20 protein-coding genes and 1 pseudogene are annotated in these 21,283 nt (G+C 72.8%); 15 read left to right on the forward strand and 6 right to left on the reverse strand.

What is annotated here, in order from left to right; all coding sequences use genetic code 11:
- A pseudogene (locus tag ES689_RS15300) lies at positions 1 to 336 on the reverse strand (xylose isomerase); the annotation flags it as partial.
- A gap of 211 nt (positions 337 to 547) precedes the next feature.
- Between ES689_RS15300 and ES689_RS15305 the strand changes: the two are divergent.
- The 6 genes from ES689_RS15305 (at position 548) to ES689_RS15330 (ending at position 6,997) form a co-directional block, all read left to right on the forward strand.
- Complete coding sequence (locus tag ES689_RS15305; protein ID WP_146906421.1) at positions 548 to 1,744, forward strand: Gfo/Idh/MocA family protein; 1,197 nt, start codon at positions 548 to 550, stop codon at positions 1,742 to 1,744.
- A gap of 39 nt (positions 1,745 to 1,783) precedes the next feature.
- Entirely contained in the window at positions 1,784 to 2,563 is a 780-nt protein-coding gene (locus ES689_RS15310) for a ThuA domain-containing protein (protein ID WP_146906423.1), read from the forward strand.
- Positions 2,560 to 3,723: a Gfo/Idh/MocA family protein gene (locus ES689_RS15315; RefSeq protein ID WP_146906425.1), complete on the forward strand. Its 1,164-nt coding sequence runs from the start codon at positions 2,560 to 2,562 to the stop codon at positions 3,721 to 3,723. Before ES689_RS15310 ends, ES689_RS15315 begins: the two co-directional genes overlap by 4 nt.
- On the forward strand, positions 3,720 to 4,412 hold the full coding sequence (locus ES689_RS15320) for a ThuA domain-containing protein (RefSeq protein WP_146906427.1): 693 nt from the start codon (positions 3,720 to 3,722) through the stop codon (positions 4,410 to 4,412). The genes ES689_RS15315 and ES689_RS15320 overlap by 4 nt, the downstream gene beginning before the upstream one ends.
- Complete coding sequence (locus ES689_RS15325) at positions 4,409 to 5,548, forward strand: Gfo/Idh/MocA family protein (RefSeq protein WP_223269649.1); 1,140 nt, start codon at positions 4,409 to 4,411, stop codon at positions 5,546 to 5,548. Before ES689_RS15320 ends, ES689_RS15325 begins: the two co-directional genes overlap by 4 nt.
- A 153-nt stretch (positions 5,549 to 5,701) precedes the next feature.
- A complete protein-coding gene (locus ES689_RS15330; RefSeq protein ID WP_223269650.1) occupies positions 5,702 to 6,997 on the forward strand; it encodes an ROK family transcriptional regulator in 1,296 nt (431 codons plus the stop codon).
- 45 nt (positions 6,998 to 7,042) lie between these two features.
- On the opposite strand, the gene ES689_RS15335 is transcribed toward ES689_RS15330, so the two are convergent.
- From ES689_RS15335 to ES689_RS15345, 3 genes are all read right to left on the reverse strand, one after another.
- Positions 7,043 to 7,759, reverse strand: coding sequence for a metal-dependent transcriptional regulator (locus ES689_RS15335; protein ID WP_146906429.1), 717 nt, complete (start codon positions 7,757 to 7,759; stop codon positions 7,043 to 7,045).
- Between the two features lie 113 nt (positions 7,760 to 7,872).
- Positions 7,873 to 9,396, reverse strand: a complete 1,524-nt coding sequence (locus tag ES689_RS15340; protein WP_146906431.1) for a xylulokinase — start codon at positions 9,394 to 9,396, stop codon at positions 7,873 to 7,875.
- Between the two features lie 35 nt (positions 9,397 to 9,431).
- The gene (locus ES689_RS15345; RefSeq protein WP_191330517.1) at positions 9,432 to 10,397 is read right to left on the reverse strand and encodes a sugar-binding transcriptional regulator; all 966 of its coding nucleotides are present in this window, start codon (positions 10,395 to 10,397) and stop codon (positions 9,432 to 9,434) included.
- Between the two features lie 247 nt (positions 10,398 to 10,644).
- Here ES689_RS15345 and ES689_RS15350 point away from each other — a divergent pair, with 247 nt between their 5' ends.
- The 5 genes from ES689_RS15350 (at position 10,645) to ES689_RS15370 (ending at position 16,860) form a co-directional block, all read left to right on the forward strand.
- Complete coding sequence (locus ES689_RS15350; RefSeq protein WP_146906463.1) at positions 10,645 to 11,982, forward strand: sugar ABC transporter substrate-binding protein; 1,338 nt, start codon at positions 10,645 to 10,647, stop codon at positions 11,980 to 11,982.
- A gap of 86 nt (positions 11,983 to 12,068) precedes the next feature.
- Positions 12,069 to 12,959 carry a carbohydrate ABC transporter permease gene (locus ES689_RS15355; RefSeq protein ID WP_223269652.1) on the forward strand — a complete coding sequence of 297 codons (891 nt, stop codon included), beginning with the start codon at positions 12,069 to 12,071 and terminating at the stop codon, positions 12,957 to 12,959.
- Positions 12,956 to 13,885 carry a carbohydrate ABC transporter permease gene (locus tag ES689_RS15360; RefSeq protein ID WP_146906437.1) on the forward strand — a complete coding sequence of 310 codons (930 nt, stop codon included), beginning with the start codon at positions 12,956 to 12,958 and terminating at the stop codon, positions 13,883 to 13,885. Before ES689_RS15355 ends, ES689_RS15360 begins: the two co-directional genes overlap by 4 nt.
- Positions 13,886 to 13,935: 50 nt before the next feature.
- Positions 13,936 to 15,444, forward strand: coding sequence for a mannitol dehydrogenase family protein (locus ES689_RS15365; RefSeq protein WP_146906465.1), 1,509 nt, complete (start codon positions 13,936 to 13,938; stop codon positions 15,442 to 15,444).
- 129 nt (positions 15,445 to 15,573) lie between these two features.
- Positions 15,574 to 16,860: an adenylosuccinate synthase gene (locus ES689_RS15370; RefSeq protein ID WP_146906440.1), complete on the forward strand. Its 1,287-nt coding sequence runs from the start codon at positions 15,574 to 15,576 to the stop codon at positions 16,858 to 16,860.
- 215 nt (positions 16,861 to 17,075) lie between these two features.
- Here ES689_RS15370 and ES689_RS15375 read toward each other — a convergent pair whose 3' ends face one another.
- Entirely contained in the window at positions 17,076 to 17,684 is a 609-nt protein-coding gene (locus ES689_RS15375; protein ID WP_191330519.1) for a maleylpyruvate isomerase family mycothiol-dependent enzyme, read from the reverse strand.
- 36 nt (positions 17,685 to 17,720) lie between these two features.
- Between ES689_RS15375 and ES689_RS15380 the strand changes: the two genes are divergently transcribed.
- From ES689_RS15380 to ES689_RS15975, 4 genes are all read left to right on the forward strand, one after another.
- Positions 17,721 to 18,353, forward strand: a complete 633-nt coding sequence (locus tag ES689_RS15380; RefSeq protein WP_146906444.1) for a GNAT family N-acetyltransferase — start codon at positions 17,721 to 17,723, stop codon at positions 18,351 to 18,353.
- A gap of 25 nt (positions 18,354 to 18,378) precedes the next feature.
- Positions 18,379 to 18,798, forward strand: a complete 420-nt coding sequence (locus ES689_RS15385; RefSeq protein WP_146906467.1) for an organic hydroperoxide resistance protein — start codon at positions 18,379 to 18,381, stop codon at positions 18,796 to 18,798.
- An 85-nt stretch (positions 18,799 to 18,883) separates the two neighbouring features.
- The gene (locus ES689_RS15390; RefSeq protein WP_146906446.1) at positions 18,884 to 19,249 is read left to right on the forward strand and encodes a chorismate mutase; all 366 of its coding nucleotides are present in this window, start codon (positions 18,884 to 18,886) and stop codon (positions 19,247 to 19,249) included.
- Positions 19,246 to 20,394, forward strand: coding sequence for a beta-propeller fold lactonase family protein (locus ES689_RS15975; protein ID WP_146906448.1), 1,149 nt, complete (start codon positions 19,246 to 19,248; stop codon positions 20,392 to 20,394). Before ES689_RS15390 ends, ES689_RS15975 begins: the two co-directional genes overlap by 4 nt.
- Positions 20,395 to 20,588: 194 nt before the next feature.
- On the opposite strand, the gene ES689_RS15400 is transcribed toward ES689_RS15975, so the two are convergent.
- Complete coding sequence (locus ES689_RS15400) at positions 20,589 to 21,182, reverse strand: TetR/AcrR family transcriptional regulator (RefSeq protein ID WP_223269651.1); 594 nt, start codon at positions 21,180 to 21,182, stop codon at positions 20,589 to 20,591.
- Positions 21,183 to 21,283: the final 101 nt, after the last annotated feature.

A 21,283-nucleotide genomic window follows, 5' to 3' on the forward strand; every position in this document is an offset into this window, starting at 1 on the left:
GCGGACGCCGCGGTCGTTGGAGGTGAAGCCGCCGTCCTTGAAGACGGGCGCGCTGAAGAGGTTGGTCGTCACCATCGGCACGACGATGCCGGTCGCGTCGAGCGCGCCCTTGAGGCGGTCGATCTGCACCTGGCGCTCCGCGTCGGTCGAGCCGAACGCGAAGAGGTCGTCGTCGTGGAAGGTCAGGCCGTAGGCGCCGAGGCGGTCCAGGTTCTCGACGGCCTCGACCACGTCGAGGTCGGGGCGGGTCGGTCCGCCGAACGGGTCGGCGCCGGTGTAGCCGATCGTCCAGAGTCCGAAGGAGAACTTGTCGTCGCGGGTGGGGGTGGTCGTCATGTCCGGGTCCTCGTCGTCGAGAGCGTTTGTTGTCGCCTCCAACATATGCGCTCGAGCCGTCGATCACAAGGGCCCGCCGATCGGCCCTCCCCTTCCCGTGCACGACGGCAGAGCATCCCTCATCACCAGGGGGAGGGTTGCGCCCCGATGTGACCCCGCCTACTTTGTTGTTGACCACAACGAATGTGGTGACGAATGACGAAGGAGTCAGATGTCCCCCCACGAGACGCTCGACGAGCCCCGCCGCGACCTCGGGGTCGCGCTGATCGGCCACGGCTTCATGGGCGCCGCCCACTCGCAGGCCTGGCGCACGGCGCCCGCGTTCTTCGACCTCCCGCTCGCCCCGCGGATGACCGCGATCGTCGGCCGCGACGCCGAGGCGACCCGGGCCGCGGCGGCCCGCTGGGGCTGGCAGCGCGCCGAGTCCGACTGGAGGCGAGTGGTCGAGAGCGACGACGTCCAGCTGGTCGACATCTGCTCGCCCGGCTCGACGCACGTCGAGATCGCGGTCGCCGCCCTCGAGGCCGGCAAGCACGTGCTCTGCGAGAAGCCCCTCGCCAACACCGTCGCCGAGGCCGAGCTGATGGCCGAGGCCGCCGAGCGGGCGGCCGAGCGCGGCGTGCTCGCGATGGTCGGCTTCAGCTACCGCCGCGTGCCCGCGATCACCTTCGCCCGCGACCTCGTCGCCCGGGGCGCGATCGGCGAGCTGCGCCAGGTCCGTGCCCTCTACCTGCAGGACTGGCTGGTCGACCCCGAGGGCCCGATGACCTGGCGCCTGGACAAGAGCGTCGCCGGCTCCGGGTCGCTCGGCGACATCGGGGCCCACCTCGTCGACGCCGTGCAGTTCGTCACGGGCAGGACTCTGACCGACGTCAGCGGCCTGCTGCGCACCTTCACGACCGAGCGGCCCCTGCTCGGCGAGGTCCGAGGCCTCGGCGGCACCGCCTCCTCCGAGCGCGGGCAGGTCACCGTCGACGACACGGCGCTCTTCACGGCCGAGATCGCAGGAGGCGCCCTCGCGACCTTCGAGGCCACCCGCGTCGCGACCGGGCGCAAGAACGCGCTGCGGCTCGAGTTCAGCGGCACGGGCGGCGCGATCGCGTTCGACCTCGAGCGCATGAACGAGCTCGAGGTCTACGACGCCGGCGCCCCGGTCGACCAGCTCGGCTTCCGGCGCGTGCTCGTGACCGAGCCGGAGCACCCCTACACGGGCTCCTGGTGGCCGACCGGCCACGGCCTCGGCTACGAGCACGCCTTCAGCCACCAGGCCCGCGATCTCGTCACCGCGATCGCGGCGGGGGAGCAGCCGACCCCCTCCTTCGCCGAGGGCCTCCAGGTGCAGCGGGTCCTCGACGCCGTCGAGCGGAGCGCGGCCGACGGCAGCCGCTGGCTCGCGACCGCGCCCTGACCCGACCCGACCCGACCCCTCCCTGCAGAGAGAAGACCCATGACCACCCCCACCCCCGCCACCCCCCTCCGCGTCACCGTCTGGGGCGAGAACCGCCACGAGCAGATCGAGCAGCACGTCGCCGAGCGCTACCCCACCGGCATGCACGGCGCGATCGCCGAGGGCGTCGGCGAGAACCTGCCCGACGCGCAGATCACGGTCGCGACGATGGACATGCCCGAGCACGGCCTCAGCGAGGAGGCGCTCGAGCAGACCGACGTGCTCACCTGGTGGGGCCATGCGGCGCACGCCGAGGTCAGCGACGAGGTCGTCGAGCGGGTGCACCGCCACGTCCTCGCGGGCATGGGCCTGATCGTGCTGCACTCCGGCCACTGGTCGAAGATCTTCACGAAGCTGATGGGCACGACCTGCACCCTCCGCTGGCGCAGCGAGCACGACCAGGAGCTCGTCTGGACCGTCAACCCGCAGCACCCGATCACGCGCGGCGTGCCGAACCCGATCGTCATCCCCGAACAGGAGATGTACGGCGAGTACTTCGACGTGCCGACCCCCGACGAGCTGATCTTCATCTCGGGCTTCACCGGCGGCGAGGTGTTCCGCAGCGGCATGACCTACCGGCGCGGCTTCGGCAAGGTCTTCTTCTTCAGCCCCGGCGACCAGGACTTCCCCGTCTACCACCACCGCGACGTCCGCCGCGTGATCGCCAACGGCGTCGAGTGGGCGCGCCCCGAGCGCGAGCGCGAGACGCCGACGCTGCTGCGCTACGAGACCGGCCAGTACTTCCAGGGGGCCGACTACGAAGGGGCGCTCGAGCGATGACGTTCCGCACGGTCGACAGCCGAGGAGGCGCCCTGCGCGTCGTCCAGGTCGGCGCCGGAGGCATGGGGCGGGCCTGGCTCCGCGCCCTCGCCGACAGCGCCGACGTCGAGCTGGTCGGCATCGTCGACCTCGACCTCGACGCCGCCAGGGCGGGTGCCGAGCACCACGGCGACGCGTCGCTGCCCGTCTCGACCGACCTCGGCGCGATGATCGCCGACCTCGCGCCCGACGCGGTGATCGACGTCACCGTGCCTGTGGCGCACCACCCCGTCACGACGCAGTCGCTCTTCGCGGGCCTGCCCGTGCTCGGCGAGAAGCCCGTCGCGCTCGACGTGGCCGAGGGGCTGTCGCTCGCGGCCGCCGCCGAGGTGACAGGCGAGCTCTTCATGGTGAGCCAGTCCCGTCGCTACGACGACCACCTGGTGGCGCTCAAGCAGCAGATCGGCCAGCTCGAGACGGTCGGCGTCGTCACGACCGAGTTCTTCAAGGCGCCGCACTTCGGCGGATTCCGCGAGCAGATGGACGACGTGCTGCTGCTCGACATGGCCGTGCACCCGTTCGACTCGGTGCGCTGGCTGCTCGACGCCGACCCGGTGTCGGTCTGGTGCGACTCCTTCAGCCCGGCGTGGAGCTGGTACCGCGGCGACGCGGCCGCGAACGCCGTCTTCGAGTTCGAGGGCGGCGTCCGCTACGCCTACTCGGGCAGCTGGTGCAGCCCGGGCGCCGAGACGTCGTGGAACGGCTCGTGGCGCGTCAGCGGCTCGGCCGGCACCGCGACCTGGGACGGCGACGACGCTCCCGTCCTCTCCCTCGCGGACGAGACCGGCGCCTCCTCGTCTCCGCAGCTGCCGCAGCTGCCGACCGTGGGCGAGGGCATCGAGGGCTCGCTCGCCGCGTTCGTCGGCGCCCTGCGCACCGGTGCCGTGCCGCACGGCGAGGTGCACGAGAACGTGATGAGCCTCGCCATGGTCGAGGCGGCCATCGAGTCGACGCGCACCGGGCAGCGGGTCGCGATCGACGACCTGCTCGAGCGGGCGCTCGCGACGGCGATCGAGCGGGAGGTGCGCGACGACGTGCGCGCCCGGCTCGAGTCGTGGACCTCGGTGCGGGCAGCGCTGCAGGCCGTGCCGACGACTGTCACGCCGGGGGCGACCTCGTGACCCGCCGCGCGCTCGTCGTCCGCGGCGGCTGGGAGGGACACGACCCGATCGGCACGACCGACTCGTTCGTGCCGTTCCTCGAGCGCTCCGGCTTCGAGGTCAGCCTGCACGACGGCCCGGCGGTCTACGCCGACGCCGACGTGATGCGCTCCGCCGACCTCGTGCTGCAGAACGTCACCATGTCGACCATCGAGGGTCCGCAGACGGCCGGGCTCCGCGCGGCCGTCGAGGCAGGCACGGGCCTGGCGGGCTGGCACGGCGGCATCGCGGACTCGTTCCGGGGCGACGCCGACTACCTGCACCTGATCGGCGGGCAGTTCGCCGCGCACCCCGGCAAGGCCGCGGCCGACCGGGTCGGCGACGAGACCGACGGCTTCGTGCGGCACACGATCCGCTTCACCGAAGCGGCCGCGTCGCACCCGGTCACCGAGGGCCTCGACGACTTCGAGGTCGAGAGCGAGCAGTACTGGCTGCTGCACGACGACTACCTCGACGTGCTCGCGACGACCACGCAGGAGGCGCGGGTCGGCGATCCCTGGACGCGCCCGGTGACCTCCCCCGCTGTCTGGACCCGCCAGTGGGGACTCGGCCGCATCGCCGTCGTCACCCCGGGGCACTCCCAGGCCGTGCTCGACCACCCGACCGTCCGCACGCTCGTCGAGCGCGGCCTGCTGTGGGCCACGCGATGAGCGGCGCGGGCACGGGCGCAGCCGCAGGCGCAGGAGCGGTCGGGGCCCCGATGCGCGTCGGCGTGATCGGGGTCGGCGTGATCAGCGAGCAGTACTTCGCGTCGTTCGAGCGGCTGCCCGGCCTCGCCCTCGAGGCCGTGGCCGACCTCGACCAGGTGCGGGCCGCCTCCGTCGCGGATCGTCTCGGCGTGCGGGCCCTCACCGTCGACGAGCTGCTGGCCGACGACCGGGTCGACGTGGTGCTGAACCTCACGATCCCCGCGGCGCACGCCGAGATCGCGCTGCGGGCGATCGCCGCCGGCAAGCACGTCTACGGCGAGAAGCCGCTCGCGCTCACGGTCGCCGACGGCGCCGCGGTGCTCGAGGCGGCCAGGGCGGCAAGCGTGCGAGTCGGCTCGGCTCCCGACACGGTGCTCGGCACCGGCGTCCAGACCGCGGCCCAGCTCGTCGCCTCGGGAGCAGTGGGCGACCCCGTCGGCGCCGCCGTCTCGTGGACGGCGTCCGGGCACGAGGCCTGGCACCCCGCGCCCGACTTCTACTACCGGGCAGGAGGCGGCCCCCTGTTCGACATGGGCCCCTACTACCTGACGACGCTCGTGCACCTGCTCGGGCCGGTCGTCTCGGTGTCCGGCCTGGTCTCGCGCTCGGCCCGCCGACGGACGATCGGCACCGGCCCCCGCGCCGGCGAGCAGCTCGAGGTCGACGTCGACACGCACGCGAGCGCGCTGCTGCGGCACGCCTCCGGAGCGACGTCGACCGTCACGGTCAGCTTCGAGGTGTGGGGCTCCCGGGCGCCGATCACGGAGTTCTTCGGCACGCTCGGCACGATCGCCGTCCCCGACGCGAACATGTTCGGCGATCCCGTCGAGCTGCTCACCGCGGACGACCGCACCTGGCGAGGGGTCGAGCCGACGGCGGGCTACCGTGACGCCGGACGCGGCTACGGCCTGGCCGACCTCGCCAGGGCGGTCGCGGCGGGGGAGCCGCACCGCGCCTCCGGCGACGTCGCCCTGCACGTGCTCGAGATCACGGAGGCGGTGGCCGCGTCGAGCGCGTCCGGCGCGGTCGTGACGCTGGTCACCCGCCCCGACGTGCCCCCGCTGGTGCCGCTCGGCACCAAGCCCCACCTCGCGTGAGGTCGCCCCCCGCAGTCCCGTGAAGACCGAGTCGTGCACGGAAAGGGACAAGATGGGCGTGGGCCCGTCCGCACGTCGTCCCTTTTCACGCACGACAGCGCGCAAGAAGCCACGGGCGCCCCGAGCGATACCCTCGTAACCAGGGAGGCAGCAGTGCGAGACCAGACGAGCGAGGCCCGCCGGAAGCCGGCGACGGCGCTCGCGCCCGCGACGGCGTCGCCTCCCCCGACCGACCCGCTCGCGGCGTTGCCCGATGCAGGAGGCGCCCCTCCCGCCGGTCGCGCCCGCCTCCTCCTCGATCGCCCTCGCGGCTCGAACCTCGCCACCGTCCTCGGCATCGTGCACGGCGACGGACCGATCTCGCGCAGCGAGCTGACGCGCCTGACCGGCCTCAACCGCTCGACCATCGCCGCCCTCGTCGGCGAGCTCGTCGAGCGCGGCCTCGTCGTCGAGTCGGAGCCCGTCGCGGGCAACCGGGTCGGCCGTCCCAGTCCCGTCGTCAGCGCCTCGCCCGACGTCGTGGCCTTCGCGGTGAACCCCGAGATCGACGCCGTGACGGTCGGCCGGGTCGGGCTGGACGGGGTCGTGCAGCGCCGTGTGCGGCACGAGACGGACGGCGTCCCGACCGCGGTCGAGGCGGCGGAGATCGCGGCCCGCATCGTCCGGGAGCTCGCCGGCGAGGTGCCGGGCGCGACCGTCGTCGGCGTCGGAGCCGCCGTGCCGGGCCTCGTGCACGCGGACGGCGGCCTGGTCCGCCTCGCGCCGCACCTCGGCTGGGTCGACGAGCCGTTCGCGCGCCTCCTGTCCGAGGCCACGGGTCTTCCCGCCCGGGCCGCCAACGACGCGAGCACCGCGGTCGTCGCCGAGGGCCTCTTCGGCGCCGGCGCCGGGGCGAGCGACCTGGTGTTCCTCAACGGCGGCGCCAGCGGCGTCGGAGGGGGAGTGGTCGTCGACGGCCGGCCCCTGCGCGGCCGCGACGGCTTCGCCGGCGAGATCGGGCACACGCTCGTCGAGTCGGCCGGGCGGCTCTGCCACTGCGGAGCCGTCGGCTGCCTCGAGACCGAGGTCGGCCAGGCCGAGCTGCTGGCCGTCACCGGCCTGTCCCGCGCCCAGGCGGACGAGCTCGACGCCGCGCTGGCCACGGCGCTCGCCGAGGGCGACGCCGACGTGCGGCGCGAGGTCGAGCGCCAGGTCGACTACGTCGCCGTCGCGCTCCGCAACGTGCTCAACGCGTTCAACCCGTCGGTGATCGTGCTGGGCGGGTTCCTCGGGTCGCTGCAGGCCGCCGCGCCCGACCGGCTGCTCGACCGCGTCACCGCGCAGGCGCTGCCCGGCCCGCGCGACGGCGTGCAGCTGCGGCGGGCCGCGCTCGGGGCCGACCGGCTGATGATCGGGGCCGCCGAGCTGGCGTTCGCCGACCTGCTCGCCGACCCGGCCCGCGCCTCCTGACCCGGCCCGCGCCTCCTGGCCCGGCCCGCGCCTCCTGGACTGGTGTCAGGCCGTGGCGGCCGCCGCGTGCCCGTGCTCGTCGCGCGTCGCCCACACGGCGACCGCGGCGGGCCCGGCGAGGTCGACCGTGCCGTCGTCGAGCTCGACCCGCAGCGACCCCGCGTAGTCGCGGCGCTCGGCGACCCGGACGTGGGCGCCGACCCGCAGCTGGAGCGAGCCCAGGTAGCGCAGCAGCTCGGGCTCGTCGTCCGAGACGCGTACCACGTGGCCGCACTCGCCCTCGACGAACTCCTGCAGGGTGTGCGCGACGGGCCGCACGACGGTGCCGTCGGCCCGGGGGATCGGGTCGCCGTGCGGATCGGCCGCCGGTCGCCCCAGCTCGACGTCGAAGGCCTCGAGAAGTCGGTCGCTCACGGCGTGCTCGAGCACCTCGGCCTCGTCGTGCACCTCGTCCCAGGCGTAGCCGAGCCGCTCGACCAGGTAGGTCTCGATCAGGCGGTGGCGGCGGACCATGCCGACGGCGACGCGGCGGCCGCGCTCGCTCAGGGCGATGCTCCGGTACGGCGTGTAGTCGAGGTAGCCGTCTCGCTCGAGCTTGCGGAGGTTGCCCGACACCGTCGACGCACCCACTCCGAGCGTCGCCGCGATCTCGTTCGTCGTGATGCCGGGGGAGCCCTCCTCCGCCCACTCCTCGGCCTTCCAGATGACCTTGAGGTAGTCCTCGGTCATCGTCGAGCGGGTGGGTCCCGGTTCCGGTGGCATGTCCCCGATCCTAGGTCCCGCCTCCTGCGCCCCTCTCGACCACGCTGACCCGCCCTCGGCCGATCGCGGCGTGCGGCGTGCGGCGTGCGCCGCAGCCGGGTGCGGCGCACAGCTCAGCGCGGCAGCGACCCCAGCGCCTGCGCCGCCCGGTAGCGCTCGCCGATCGCGGGCACGAGGTCCGGCTCCGAGGAGGCGCGGGTCGACACGGTCCACCCGGGTCGCGTCCCCGAGAGGGCCCACGCCGCCTGCCGTGCCGCACCGTCGGCGACGTACTCGCCCGGGGCGGGCACCGTGACCGGCACGTCGAGCACCTGGGCCGCGACGGCCTGCACGGCCGGGTTCAGCGCGGCGCCGCCGATCAGCAGCACGCGCCGCACCTCCACCCCCTGGTCGCGCACGGCGGCGGCGCCGTCGGCGAGGGCCGACAGCATCCCCTCGACCGCGGCCCGCGCGAGGTTCTCTCGGGTGGTCGAGGCGAGCGTCAGCCCCGAGAGCGTGGCCGTCGAGTCGGGCAGGTCGGGAGTCCGCTCGCCCTCGAAGTACGGCACGAGCGAGACCCCGCCGGCTCCGGGCTCCGCGGCGAGCGCCAGCCGGGCGAACTCGTCGTGGTCGACGCCGAGCAGCGTGCCGATCGACGACAGCACGCGGGCGGCGTTCAGCGTCGCGACGAGCGGCAGGAACCCGCCGGCCGCGTCGGCGAAGCCGGCGACCGTGCCCGAGCCGTCGCGGACCGGCGCGTCGGTCACGGCGAACGCCGTCCCGCTGGTGCCGATGCTGATGACGAGGTCGCCGACCCCGGCGTCCAGGCCGAGCGCCGCGCCCGCGTTGTCGCCGGCGCCCGCCCCCACGAGGATCCCCTCGGGGACCGGCCCGTGCGCGACCGTCGTGCCCGCCGCCTCCGACGGTCCCAGCACGCGCGGCAGCACGACGGCGTCGCCACCTGCGACGTCCCCGGCAGCAGCATCGACTGCGTCCCGCCCCGCGGCCTCTCGACCGGCCCGCCCGAGCGCGCGCTCGAACAGCTCAAGGTCGTAGCTCTCGTCGGCCGGGCTCCAGTACGAGGTGCCGCTGGCGTCGCTCCGGTCGGTGACGAGCGCCTCCAGGTCCGGCCCGAGCGGCGAGGAGGCGGCGGGCCCGTGCCCGAGGAGCCGCCAGGTCAGCCAGTCGTGCGGCAGCGCGACCGCCGCGACGCGCCCCGCGGCCGCGGGCTCGGCGTCGCGCAGCCAGCGCAGCTTGGTGGCCGTGAAGGAGGCGACGGGCACCGAGCCGGTCCGTCGCGCCCACTCCTCGGCCCCGAGCTCGGCGGTCAGCTCGCGTGCGGCGGGGGCGCTGCGGGTGTCGTTCCAGAGCAGGGCGTCGCGGACGACCTCTCCGTCGGAGTCGAGCACGACCATGCCGTGCTGCTGCCCGGCGACCGAGATCGCGGCGACGTCGTCGAGGCCGCCGGCCGCGCCGATCGCCCCGACGAGGGCGTCCCACCAGGCGTCGGGCGGGACCTCGGTGCCCTCCGGGTGCCGGGCGGTGCCCTGGCGCACCAGGTCTCCGGTGACGGCGTCGCGGATCACGACCTTGCAGCTCTGGGTGGACGAGTCCACCCCGGCGACGAGCGCGCGGGTGGTCGGGTTGTCGGTCGTCACGGACTACTCCTCTTCGAGCGGGTGGGCGGGCGTGGTCACGACTCGTCGTCGAGGGTCTCGAGCAGGTCGACCAGCGCCTCGGCCAGCGTACTGTCCACGATCAGGTGAGTGACGAACCCGGCCGCGGCGGCGGCGACGACTGCTGCGGCGCGCGCCGGGCCGTGCGCCACGGCGACGACGTGCGGCGTCCGCCTCAGCTGGTCGTAGCGGACCCCGATGAGCCGGTCGTCGAGGGCGGTCGCGACGTGGTCGCCCGCCGCGTCGAAGAGCCGGCCCGAGATCTCGCCGACCGCGCCGGCGGCGAGGGCCTCGTCGCGGTCGGCGGCGGCGACCTTCTCCCAGACGCTCGACTCCCCGGCCTGCCAGGCCCCGATGGCCACGACGGCGAGGTCGAGGCCGTCCGCACGCTCCAGCGCCTGGGCGATCTCGGGCTGACGCATGAGGTCGCGGGCCGTCGCCGCTCCGTCCACGACGAGCGGGGCGTGGATGGGCAGCGTGGTGATGTCCGGCGACGCGCCCAGGTTGGAGATGACCTGCGGCAGGGTCCCCGACCCGGGCACCTGGAGCGCCCCGGCGAGCTGGACGATGGTGCACGGCGGCAGGTCGGGCAGGAACTTCGCGGCGAGGTCCATCGTGCGCGACCACGAGATGCCGACCGTCATCCGGCTGCGGAGGGTCTGGCGGAGGGCGCCCATCACGGCCGTGCCGACGCGCTCCGTGCCCTCGATCTCCGTCGTGCCGGAGACGTCGACGACCTGCACCCGCTCGACGCCCAGCATCCGCGCGAGGTCGTCGTCGCGGGAGGGGCGCCGCGGGTCCCGGATCTCGATCGTCACGACGCCCTGGTCCCTGGCCTGCTTCAGCAGGGTGGCGACCTGGAACCGGCTCACGCCGAACTGCGCCGCGATGTCCACCTTCGACCTGTCCTCGACGTAGTGAGCGCGAGCGACGTCGGCGAGCAGGATCCATCGTTCGCGATCAGGTCCCGTTCGTCGTGCCATGCGCCCATCATGGCTCATCTGAGACCACTTGCACATCTGTGATCCTCGTGTCAGACTCCCTCACATCTGAGGAGGCGCGCTCATCTGAGCGAATCACCCGGCACCTCCTCGATCCGCGTCCCGCACCTGGGCACGCCCGGCTCGTCCCCCAGCGACACCCCTCAGCACCGCACCCTCAGCACCGCCCGTCACGACCAATGGAGGTCCCGTGAGATCCATCAACCGAGCGAGCAAGCTCACGATCGCGATGTCGGTGGGCGTCGCAGCAGCACTCGGCCTGAGCGCCTGCGGCGGGGCGGGCGGTGGCGGCGGAGGCGCGGCCGGCGGCGGCTCCGACGAGGTCAACGTCCTCATGGTCAACAACCCCCAGATGGTCGACCTGCAGAAGCTGACCGCCGCGAACTTCACGAAGGACACCGGCATCACGGTGAACTACACCGTGCTGCCGGAGAACGACGTCCGCGCCAAGTTCAGCCAGGAGTTCTCGAGCCAGGCCGGCCAGTACGACGTCGCGTCGCTGTCGAACTACGAGATCCCGAGCTACGCCGCCAACGGCTGGCTGACGCCGCTCGACGACACGGTCGCCGCGAGCGACGACTTCGACCAGAGCGACATCCTCGAGCCGATGACGAAGGCCCTCACCGGCGAGGACGGCAAGCTCTACGGCGAGCCGTTCTACGGCGAGTCCTCGTTCCTCATGTACCGCACCGATGTCTTCGAGGCCGCAGGCCTGACGATGCCCGAGAACCCCACGTGGGACGAGGTCGCCGAGCTGGCGGCCCAGGTCGACGGGGCCGAGCCGGGCATGAAGGGCATCTGCCTGCGCGGCCAGCCCGGCTGGGGCCAGATCTTCGCCCCGTTGACCACCGTGGTCAACACGTTCGGCGGCACCTGGTTCGACGAGGACTGGAACGCCGAGGTCGACAGCCCCGAGTTCACCGAGGCCGTCGACTTCTACGTGAAGCTCGTCCAGGACCACGGCGAGGCGGGCGCGCCCCAGGCCGGCTTCACGGAGTGCCTGAACAACCTGCAGCAGGGCAAGGTGGCCATGTGGTACGACGCCACCAGCGCCGCCGGCAGCCTCGAGGCCGACGACTCGCCCGTCAAGGGCAAGATCGGCTACGCCGCCGCTCCCGTGAAGGAGACCGACAGCTCGGGCTGGCTCTACACCTGGGCCTGGGGCATCCAGGCGGCAGGCAAGAACCAGGACGCCGCCGCGAAGTTCGTCGAGTGGGCCTCCAGCAAGGAGTACGAGGAGCTCGTCGCCGACCAGATCGGCTGGTCGAGCGTCCCCGCGGGCAAGCGCGCCAGCACCTACGACAACCCGGAGTACCAGGCGGCCGCCGCTCCGTTCTTCCAGCAGACCGAGGACGCGATCGTCAGCGCGAAGCCGGATGACCCGGGCGTCCAGCCCCGCCCCGCAGCCGGCATCCAGTTCGTCGCCGTGCCCGAGTTCGCGGACATGGCCACCCAGGTCTCCCAGGACGTCAGCGCGGCGATCGCCGGTCAGCAGACGGTCGAGGAGGCGCTGACCAAGGGGCAGTCCCTGGCCGAGAAGGTCAGCGAGAAGTACCAGGACCAGTAGTGAGCGCCACCGTCGAAGCACCGGCTCCTCACGAGCCCCGGCCCGAGGCCCCGGGCTTCCGCACCCCTCGCAGGGACGCGGAAGCACTGGCCCGGGCCGGGGCGTGGGCCCGCCGGGCCCCGCTCCTCCCGGCCCTGATCTTCGTGATCGCGGTCACCCAGGTGCCGTTCGTCATCACGATCATCGTGTCCTTCGTCAACTGGAACTCGTTGTACCCGAACGACATCGCGTTCGGCGGCCTCGACAACTACGTGGCCGTCTTCACCGATCCGGCCATGCGCGCGTCCGTGGTGACGACCGTCCTCCTCACGGTCACGGTCGTGCTCGTCAGCCTGGTGCTCGGCCTCGTCGTGGCGCTGCTGCTCGACCGGGAGTTCCTCGGTCGCGGCGTCGTCCGCACGATCATGATCGCGCCGTTCCTCGTCGTGCCCGTCGCCGCGGCGCTGGTCTGGAAGCACGCCCTGTACAACCCGGAGTACGGCCTCTTCAACGGAGGGCTGAACTGGCTCTTCGGCCTGTTCGGGGCGACGGCGCCGCAGCCGGACTGGATCACGAACAACCCCCTGATGGCGGTCGAGGCCGCCCTGATCTGGCAGTGGACCCCGTTCATGATGCTGATCCTGCTGGCGGGGCTGCAGAGCCGGCCGCTCGACGTGATCGAGGCGGCCAGGGTGGACGGCGCGAGCGCGTGGCAGCTCTTCCGCTACATGACGCTGCCGCACATGCGCCGCTACCTCGAGCTGGCGGCCCTGCTCGGCTCGATCTACATCGTGCAGAACTTCGACGCGGTCTTCACCATCACCTCCGGCGGGCTGGGCACGGCGAACCTGCCCTACACCATCTACCAGCAGTTCTTCCAGGCGCACGACTACGGCGCCGCCTCGGCAGCCGGCGTGGTCGTCGTCATCGGCACCATCGCCATCGCGACGTTCGCCCTGCGGAGCGTCTCGACCCTGCTCAAGGAGGAGAACCGATGACGGCTCCCACGCTCGACCGCCCGACCACCGCCACGGTCGCGACCCGCCCTCGTCGGGCGCCCCGCGCCTCCTCGGCACGGACGTCCGCCGGTCGGACGCTGGGCGGCCGCGTCCGGGGCGGCCTCCTCGGGCTCGTGGCCTGGATCGTCGGGCTCGCCTTCTTCGCCCCCGTGGCGTGGATGGTGCTGACGAGCTTCCACTCGGAGACCGACGCGGCCACCAACCCGCCGTCGATCTTCGCGCCGCTCACCCTCGACGGCTACGCGAACTTCTTCGGCGCCAACTCGGGCGCGAGCCCCTGGCCGCCCCTGATCAACAGCGCGACGGCGTCGGTCGTCTCGACCCTGCTCGTGCTGGCCCTGGCGCTGCCCGCGGCCTACGCGCTGAGCATCAGGCCCGTGACGAAGTGGTCGGACGTGATGTTCTTCTTCCTCTCGACGAAGATGCTGCCGATGGTGGCGGGCCTGCTGCCGATCTACCTCATCGCCTCGCGCATCGGCGCCCTCGACAGCGTCGGCCTGCTGATCGTCCTCTACACGTCGATGAACCTGCCCATCGCGGTCTGGATGATGCGGTCGTTCCTGTCGGAGATCCCGGTCGAGATCCTCGAGGCCGCCGCCCTCGACGGGGCCAGCCTGCCCTCGATCTTCCGCCGGGTGATCATTCCGATCTCCGGCCCCGGCCTCGCCGCCACGGCGCTGATCTGCTTCATCTTCAGCTGGAACGAGCTGCTGTTCGCGAGCGTGCTGACCAGCACGCAGGCGTTCACGGCGCCCGTGTTCCTCACCAGCTTCGTCACCAGCCAGGGGCTGTTCCTCGCGAAGGTCTGCGCCGCGGCCGTCGCCGTCTCGTTCCCCGTGCTGGTCGCCGGCTTCGCCGCGCAGGACAAGCTCGTCCAGGGTCTGTCCTTGGGCGCCGTGAAATGACCCCTGGATACCCTGACCCGAACACCGTCACGAAGATCAACGGAGACCTCATGACAACTGTCAACGCAAGCAGCACCCCTGTCGTGCTCTCGCCCGACACGCTCGACGCGGTCGCCGCCACCGGCGTCGCCGTGCCGACCTACGATCGCGAGGGGCTCACTGCCGGCATCGTGCACTTCGGCGTGGGCGGCTTCCACCGGGCCCACCAGGCCATGGTGATCGACCGTCTGCTCGCCGCGGGCGAAGCGCGCGACTTCGCGATCTGCGGAGTCGGCGTCCTCGAGCAGGACCGTCGCATGAAAGAGGTGATGGACGCCCAGGGCGGCCTCTACACCCTCGTCCTCAAGCACCCGGACGGCCGACGTGAAGCCCGCGTCGTCGGCAGCATCGTCGAGTACCTGCTCGCGGTCGACGACCCCGAGGGCGTCATCGAGAAGATGGCCTCGCCCGAGACCCGGATCGTCTCGCTGACCGTCACCGAGGGCGGCTACAACTTCCACCACGTCACGGGCGAGTTCGACGAGACGGACCCCGCCGTCCGCGCCGACCTCGAGGCGGTCGCGGCGGGCGGCTCCCCGCACACGACCTTCGGGCTCGTGACGGCGGCCCTGCAACGTCGACGTGAGCGCGGCATCGAGCCGTTCACGGTGATGTCGTGCGACAACATCCCCGGCAACGGGCACGTGGCGAAGAAGATGTTCTCGGCCTACGCCGACCTCGTCGACCCCGAGCTTGCGACGTGGGTGCGCGAGTCCGTCTCGTTCCCGAACTGCATGGTCGACCGCATCACGCCGGTGACGAGCGACGACGACCGCGCCGAGGTGCGCGACGTGCTCGGCATCGACGACGCCTGGCCCGTCGTCGCCGAGCCGTTCTTCCAGTGGGTCCTCGAGGACGACTTCCCCCTCGGGCGTCCCCCCTACGAGCACGCCGACGTGCAGCTGGTCGACGACGTCGAGCCCTACGAGTTCATGAAGCTGCGCCTGCTCAACGCCAGCCACCAGGGTCTGTGCTACTTCGGCTACCTCTCGGGGTACCGCTACGCGCACGAGGCCACGACCGACCCGGCGATCGCCACGTTCCTCCGCGACTACATGGACCGCGAGGCCACGCCCACGCTGCCCGAGGTGCCCGGCATCGACCTCGACGACTACAAGGCGACCCTGATCGAGCGGTTCCAGAACCCCGAGGTGCGTGACACCCTGGCGCGCCTGTGCGCCGAATCGAGCGACCGCATCCCCAAGTGGCTGCTGCCCGTCGTGCGCGAGAACCTCGCCTCCGGCGGCGACGTGCGGCGGTCCGCGGCGATCGTGGCCAGCTGGGCGAGGTACGCCGAGGCGGTCGACGAGCAGGGCGACCCGATCACCATCGTCGACCGCCTGGCCGAGCGGCTGACCGCGACGGCCCTCACCCAGCGCGACGACCGCCTGGCCTTCCTCCGCGACCGCGAGCTGTTCGGCGACCTCGTCGACGAGCCCCGCTTCACCGAGCCCTACCTCGACGCCCTGGCCGGCCTGGTCGACGACGGGGCGCACGCGACGGTGACGCGCCTGCAGTGAGGCGGCGGCGCCGCGGCGCGAGGCCGTGACGAGGAGGCGCGGCGCCGGTCCCCGGGACCGACGCCGCGCCTCCTTGTAGGCTGAGGTGCACCTCACCGGGGTGCGTTCCGCCGACGCGAGGAGACGACCATGCCCGCAGTAGTCATCATCGGAGCCCAGTGGGGCGACGAAGGCAAGGGCAAGGCCACCGATCTGCTCGGCAGCCGCATCGACTACGTCGTCAAGTTCAACGGCGGCAACAACGCGGGCCACACGGTCGTCATCGGCGACCAGAAGTACGCCCTGCACCTGCTGCCCTCCGGCATCCTGTCGCCCGGCGTCACGCCGGTCATCGGCAACGGCGTCGTCATCGACATCGAGGTGCTCTTCGACGAGCTCGACGCGCTGATCGCCCGAGGCGTCGACGTCTCGAAGCTCAAGGTCAGCGCGAACGCGCACGTCATCACGCACTACCACCGCACCCTCGACAAGGTGACCGAGCGGTTCCTCGGCAAGCGCCAGATCGGCACGACGGGCCGCGGCATCGGCCCGACCTACGCCGACAAGATCAACCGCGTCGGCATCCGCGTGCAGGACATCTTCGACGAGGGCATCCTGCGCCAGAAGGTCGAGGCGGCCCTCGACCAGAAGAACCACCTGCTGGTCAAGATCTACAACCGGCGCGCGATCGAGGCCGACGAGATCGTCGAGTCGCTGCTCTCGTACGCCGAGCGGCTGAAGCCGATGGTGGCCGACACGGCCCTCGAGATCCACCAGGCGCTCGAGGCCGACAAGACCGTCCTCTTCGAGGCGGGCCAGGCGACCATGCTCGACGTCGACCACGGCACGTACCCGTTCGTCACGTCGTCCTCCGCGACCGCAGGAGGCGCCTCCACCGGCTCCGGCATCGGCCCCGGCCGCATCCAGCGCGTCATCGGGATCGTCAAGGCGTACACGACCCGTGTCGGGGCAGGTCCGTTCCCGACCGAGCTGTTCGACGCCTCCGGCGAGTTCCTCCGCGCCAACGGCTTCGAGTTCGGCACGACCACGGGCCGTCCGCGTCGCTGCGGCTGGTACGACGCCCCGATCGCCCGCTACTCGGCGCGCATCAACGGCGTGACCGACTTCGTGCTCACGAAGCTCGACGTGCTCACGGGCCTCGAGACGATCCCGGTCTGCGTCGCGTACGACGTCGACGGGGTGCGTCACGACGAGGTGCCGGTGTCGCAGAGCGACTTCCACCACGCCGTGCCGATCTACGAAGAGCTGCCCGGCTGGACCGAGGACATCACCGGAGCCCGCGAGTTCGGCGACCTCCCGAAGGCCGCACAGGACTACGTGCTCGCCGTCGAGGCCATGAGCGGCGCCCGCATCTCGGCGATCGGGGTCGGCCCCGGCCGCGAGGCCGTCGTCGTCCGCCACGACCTCCTCGCCTGACCCGTCCTCCTCACCTGATCCGCCCCGCCCGGGCTCCGATTCCGGGCCCGGGTGCGGCTCGCGCCCTCCTCATTCAGGAACGTGAGTCCTGAGTTCGCACAGCTCAGGACTCCCGCTCCTGACCTGTGCACGATTCAGGAACTTGCACGCGCAGGTTCCTGAATAACGCAGTCCGGCACGCACCAGAGTCGGAACCCGAGGAGGCGCCGCCCGCCTCACACGACGCTGAACCCGTCCCCGAGGCGGCCGCGTCCCGTGAGCGCGAGCAGCACCTCCTCGCCGTGCCCCTGCATCGTCGCGGTCCGGGCGGCGAGCGCCGCGGTGTCGGCGACCGCGGCCGGCGGCAGCGTGTGCGCCAGCCCGGTCGCGCGCGACAGGTCGATCGTGTGCACGACGAGCTCGAACACGCGCGTCCGCAGGTACTCGCCGAGCGGGATCCCCATGCCGCCGAGCGACACGATCCGGTTCGACGGTGCCCTGTCCAGGGCCGCACGCGACTCGACGAGCGCCTCGGCGACCCGGGCGGCCGGGTCGTCCCCGAGCCATCGTCCGGCCTCGACGCCGCGGGCGTGCACGCCGTCCGCGTCGGTGAACTGCGACGCGTAGGCCGAGTACCAGGCCTCGGCCGACGGGATGGTCACGTCGCTCGGCTCGTCGAGGCCGAGGTAGGTCGACACCGTGAGCACCGCGCGGGAGGTGTGGCCCGCCAGGTCCCGGACGGTCCAGCGGTCGAGGCCCGGCTCGTCCCACTGCTCGGGGCGGACTCGCGACAGGAGGTCGACGAACGACTCGGCCGACTGGCCGAAGGTGCGGGGAGTGGTCACGCTCACATCCTGCCCCGCCCCTGCCAGGATCGACCCATGTCGCTGTCCGGCCCGCTGCCCTTCGTCCCCCTCGTCGGCCGTCTCGTCACGGTCGTCCCGCTCAGCCCCGACGACCTGCCCGAGCTCCACCGGGCCATAGGCCGGCCCGAGGTCTTCGCCGGCGGCTGGGGCGGCGGCGCGGCCGCGTACCGCGCCGACCGCGACGAGTGGGCCGAGTTCATGCGCGGCTACCTGCTCTGGGACGAGGGCCTGGTCTACGGGGTCCGCCGCGCCGCGCCGGCAGGGGAGGGGCCGGGCGAGCTCGTCGGCACCACGACGGTCGGCCTCGTCGACCTCCGCTGCGAGAGCGCGCACGTCGGCTGGACCGCCTACGCCCCCGAGGTCTGGGGCACCGGCGTCAACGTCGAGACGAAGCTGCTGGTGCTGGGCTCCCTCTTCGAGCACGGCCTCGGGCGTGTCCAGCTCCAGGCCGACGCCGCGAACGTGCGGTCGCGTGCGGCCATCGAGAAGCTCGGCGCCGTGCCCGAGGGAGTGCTCCGCCGCGCCCAGCCGCGGGCCGACGGCTCGTGGCGCGACACCGCCGTGTACTCGATCCTCGCCGACGAGTGGCCGAGCGTCCGGGATGGTCTCACGAGGCGTCTGGCGGCTCTTCAGCAACCGTCCAGATGAGGGGTCGACTGTTGCTCTCATGACTCTGGAGATCGCTTACACCGCCATCGCCCACGCCACCGGCGGGGGCCGTGACGGCCACGTCCGCAGCGAGGACGACACCCTGGACTTCGAGACGCGTCCTCCCAAGGAGATGGGCGGGTCCGGCGAGGGCACCAACCCCGAGCAGCTCTTCGCCGCCGGCTACGCCGCGTGCTTCCTCAGCGCCATGCACGCGGTCGCCCGCAAGCTCGAGGTCGACACCAAGGACTCGTCGGTCAGCGCGAGCGTCGGCATCGGCCCGAACGGCGAGGGCGGCTTCGGCCTCGCCGTCGAGCTCGACATCTACACGCCGGGCGTCCCGGCCGACCGTCGCCAGGAGCTCGCCGACGCCGCGCACCACGTGTGCCCGTACTCGAACGCCACCCGCGGCAACGTCGAGGTCACGCTGACCCTCGTCGACTGACGCAGCAGCAGCGAAGGAGGCGCGTCCCGCGGCCGCGGGACGCGCCTCCTTCGCTGCCCGCCTGGTGCCCCGATAGGGTCGGGGCATGGCACTCGACAGTCCCCTCGGCGCGGACAGCCCCCTCACGAACGACGACCGCGAGGCGATCGACGAGCTCTCGAGCATCCGTCAGAGCATCGACAACATCGACGCGGCGCTCGTGCACCTGCTCGCCGAGCGCTTCAAGTTCACGCAGTCGGTCGGGCACCTCAAGGCCGCTGCGGGCATGCCCGCCAGCGACCCCGAGCGCGAGCGCGTGCAGATCCAGCGCCTCCGCCAGCTCGCCGAGGAGTCGCACCTCGACCCGGCCTTCGCCGAGAAGTTCCTCGGGTTCATCGTCGGCGAGGTCATCCAGCACCATCAGCGCATCGCGAACGACGCAGCCGGTCCCTCGTCGGCGAGCCCGGCATGACCGACGCCGCGGGTGCGGGCGCCGGCGCAGGCGACGGCCCGGTCGCGCGCGACGGCGACGGTACGGGCGCGGGCGCGGGCGCGGGCATCGGCGACGGCGCGGTCGTGCGCGACGCGCCCGGGCTCGACGTCGGCTCGCCGCACCGTCTCTACGTCGGCTCGTACACCGCGTCGAGCGGCGGCTCGGGCGCGGGCATCACGGTGCTCGAGCGCACCGCCCCGGGGAAGCCCTGGCAGTCGGTGCAGACCGTCGAGGCCGACGACCCCTCGTTCCTGGTCGCGACCGAGGGCGCGCTGCACGCGGTGTCCGAGACGACGGAGGGGCGGGTCCTGTCCTACACCGTCTCCGCCGGTCGCCTGGTGGCCGCGTCGAGCGCCGCCTCCGGGGGATCCGCGCCCTGTCACGTGCTCTTCGACCCTGCGTCCGGTGCACTGGTCGTGACGAACTACGTCGGGGGGACTGTCTCCGTCCTCTCGAGCGACCCCTCGGTCACGAGCCGGGTCGCGCGCACCGTCGCGCTGCCCGTCGGGCACGGCCCCGTGCAGGAGCGGCAGGAGCGCCCGCACGCCCACCAGGCCTCGACCACCCCGTGGGGCACGCTGCTCGTCAGCGACCTCGGGACCGACCGCCTGGTCGAGGTCGCCGTCGACCCCGTCACCCTCGTCCCCGAGATCGTCGGCGTGCACCTGCTTCCCGCCGGTGCCGGCCCCCGCCACGTCGCGTGGCTCGGCGACCGCCTCGTCGTGGCCGGCGAGCTCGACGCCCGGCTGCACGTGCTGCAGCGCGTCGGCGAGAAGCTGGTCGTCGACCACAGCGTCGACGTGTTCGAGGGCTCGTCGTCCGCGTCGGGCGTCTTCCCGTCGCACCTCGCCGTGGACGGCGGGCGCGTCTACGTCGCCACCCGCGGGCGCGACAGCATCAGCGTCTTCACGCCCGGTGACGACGGGCGCCTCCAGCTCGTCGGCGAGGCCCCCTGCGGCGGCACCTGGCCGCGGCACTTCGCGATCACGCCGGGCGTGATGTACGTCGCGAACCAGGGCTCGGACACGGTCGCCGTCCTGCCGCTCGACCCCGAGACGGGCGTCCCCGGCGAGCCCCTCGACGTCTTCACGCTCGGCAGCCCCGCCTGCATCCTCCCCGCCTGACCAGCCCTCTCCGCCTGACCCGCCCGCCCCGCCTGCCTCGCCCTCCCCGCCTGTCTGGTCCGCACATGCCGACCGAAACGCTCCTGCGGCTCCCCGTGCAACCGGATATCCCGCTGTTGCAGCACCACCGGTCGGCATGTGCGGATGCGGAGGGGCGGGGTGGCGCAGTCTCGCGGGCGGCGGGCGGCGGTCGCTCAGCGCGCGAGGCTGCGCAGCAGAGCGACGACCTCGTCGACCGATGCGCGGCCGCGGTGCACGGCCCCGGCGGCACCCGGCGCACCCGGCGCACCTGACCCGACCGACGCCTCCTCGAACTGCGCGGGCGTGAAGTAGAGCCCGTCCGAGACGAGGCACACGAGGCTGGCGACCGCGGGGTCCCCGACCTCGTCGAGCACGACCCGGTACCAGCGGTCCTGCATGGCCGTCAGCGCGGCGACGGCCTGGGGCCAGCGCCCGCTCGCGCCGAGCCCGGCGACGGCGGTGATGCACCGGTCGAGCGGGTCGTCCTCCGGGATGGCCGACCGCGAGGAGGTGCGGATGAAGTAGTCCACGACGCCGTCGGCCGCTGAGGTCATCCGCTGCACGTCGTCGTCGAGCAGGGCCCCGAGGCGGGAGACGAGCCCGTCGACCAGCGCCTCGCGGGAGGGGAAGTGGTAGAGCAGCCCGCCCTTCGACACGTCGGCGGCGGCGGCCACGGCGTCGAACGTGGCGCTGCGCTCGCCGGTCTCGACGACGAGGTGCTCGAACGAGTCGAGCATCTTCTCTCGGGCTGACGGACGCGGGCTCATCCTGTTACTGTACCGTCTGGACGGTGAAGCTGTACCGTCCGGACGGTACAGCCTGACCCGTACGTCCCGACCCGATCGCCCACGACGACCATCGAGAGCCC

It is taken from the genome of Frigoribacterium sp. ACAM 257, from assembly GCF_007954365.1.
Classification (GTDB): Bacteria; Actinomycetota; Actinomycetes; order Actinomycetales; family Microbacteriaceae; genus Frigoribacterium.

What these genes read in the sequence shown, in the direction of transcription:
- ES689_RS15390 (WP_146906446.1), top strand. Translation starts at nt 18,884, where the DNA reads ATGGCACTCGACAGTCCCCTCGGCGCGGACAGCCCCCTCACGAACGAC.
- ES689_RS15345 (WP_191330517.1), bottom strand. Translation starts at nt 10,397, where the DNA reads ATGGCACGACGAACGGGACCTGATCGCGAACGATGGATCCTGCTCGCC.
- ES689_RS15370 (WP_146906440.1), top strand. Translation starts at nt 15,574, where the DNA reads ATGCCCGCAGTAGTCATCATCGGAGCCCAGTGGGGCGACGAAGGCAAG.
- ES689_RS15350 (WP_146906463.1), top strand. Translation starts at nt 10,645, where the DNA reads ATGTCGGTGGGCGTCGCAGCAGCACTCGGCCTGAGCGCCTGCGGCGGG.
- ES689_RS15975 (WP_146906448.1), top strand. Translation starts at nt 19,246, where the DNA reads ATGACCGACGCCGCGGGTGCGGGCGCCGGCGCAGGCGACGGCCCGGTC.
- ES689_RS15310 (WP_146906423.1), top strand. Translation starts at nt 1,784, where the DNA reads ATGACCACCCCCACCCCCGCCACCCCCCTCCGCGTCACCGTCTGGGGC.
- ES689_RS15325 (WP_223269649.1), top strand. Translation starts at nt 4,409, where the DNA reads ATGAGCGGCGCGGGCACGGGCGCAGCCGCAGGCGCAGGAGCGGTCGGG.
- ES689_RS15335 (WP_146906429.1), bottom strand. Translation starts at nt 7,759, where the DNA reads ATGCCACCGGAACCGGGACCCACCCGCTCGACGATGACCGAGGACTAC.
- ES689_RS15400 (WP_223269651.1), bottom strand. Translation starts at nt 21,182, where the DNA reads ATGAGCCCGCGTCCGTCAGCCCGAGAGAAGATGCTCGACTCGTTCGAG.
- ES689_RS15380 (WP_146906444.1), top strand. Translation starts at nt 17,721, where the DNA reads ATGTCGCTGTCCGGCCCGCTGCCCTTCGTCCCCCTCGTCGGCCGTCTC.
- ES689_RS15305 (WP_146906421.1), top strand. Translation starts at nt 548, where the DNA reads ATGTCCCCCCACGAGACGCTCGACGAGCCCCGCCGCGACCTCGGGGTC.
- ES689_RS15360 (WP_146906437.1), top strand. Translation starts at nt 12,956, where the DNA reads ATGACGGCTCCCACGCTCGACCGCCCGACCACCGCCACGGTCGCGACC.
- ES689_RS15315 (WP_146906425.1), top strand. Translation starts at nt 2,560, where the DNA reads ATGACGTTCCGCACGGTCGACAGCCGAGGAGGCGCCCTGCGCGTCGTC.
- ES689_RS15365 (WP_146906465.1), top strand. Translation starts at nt 13,936, where the DNA reads ATGACAACTGTCAACGCAAGCAGCACCCCTGTCGTGCTCTCGCCCGAC.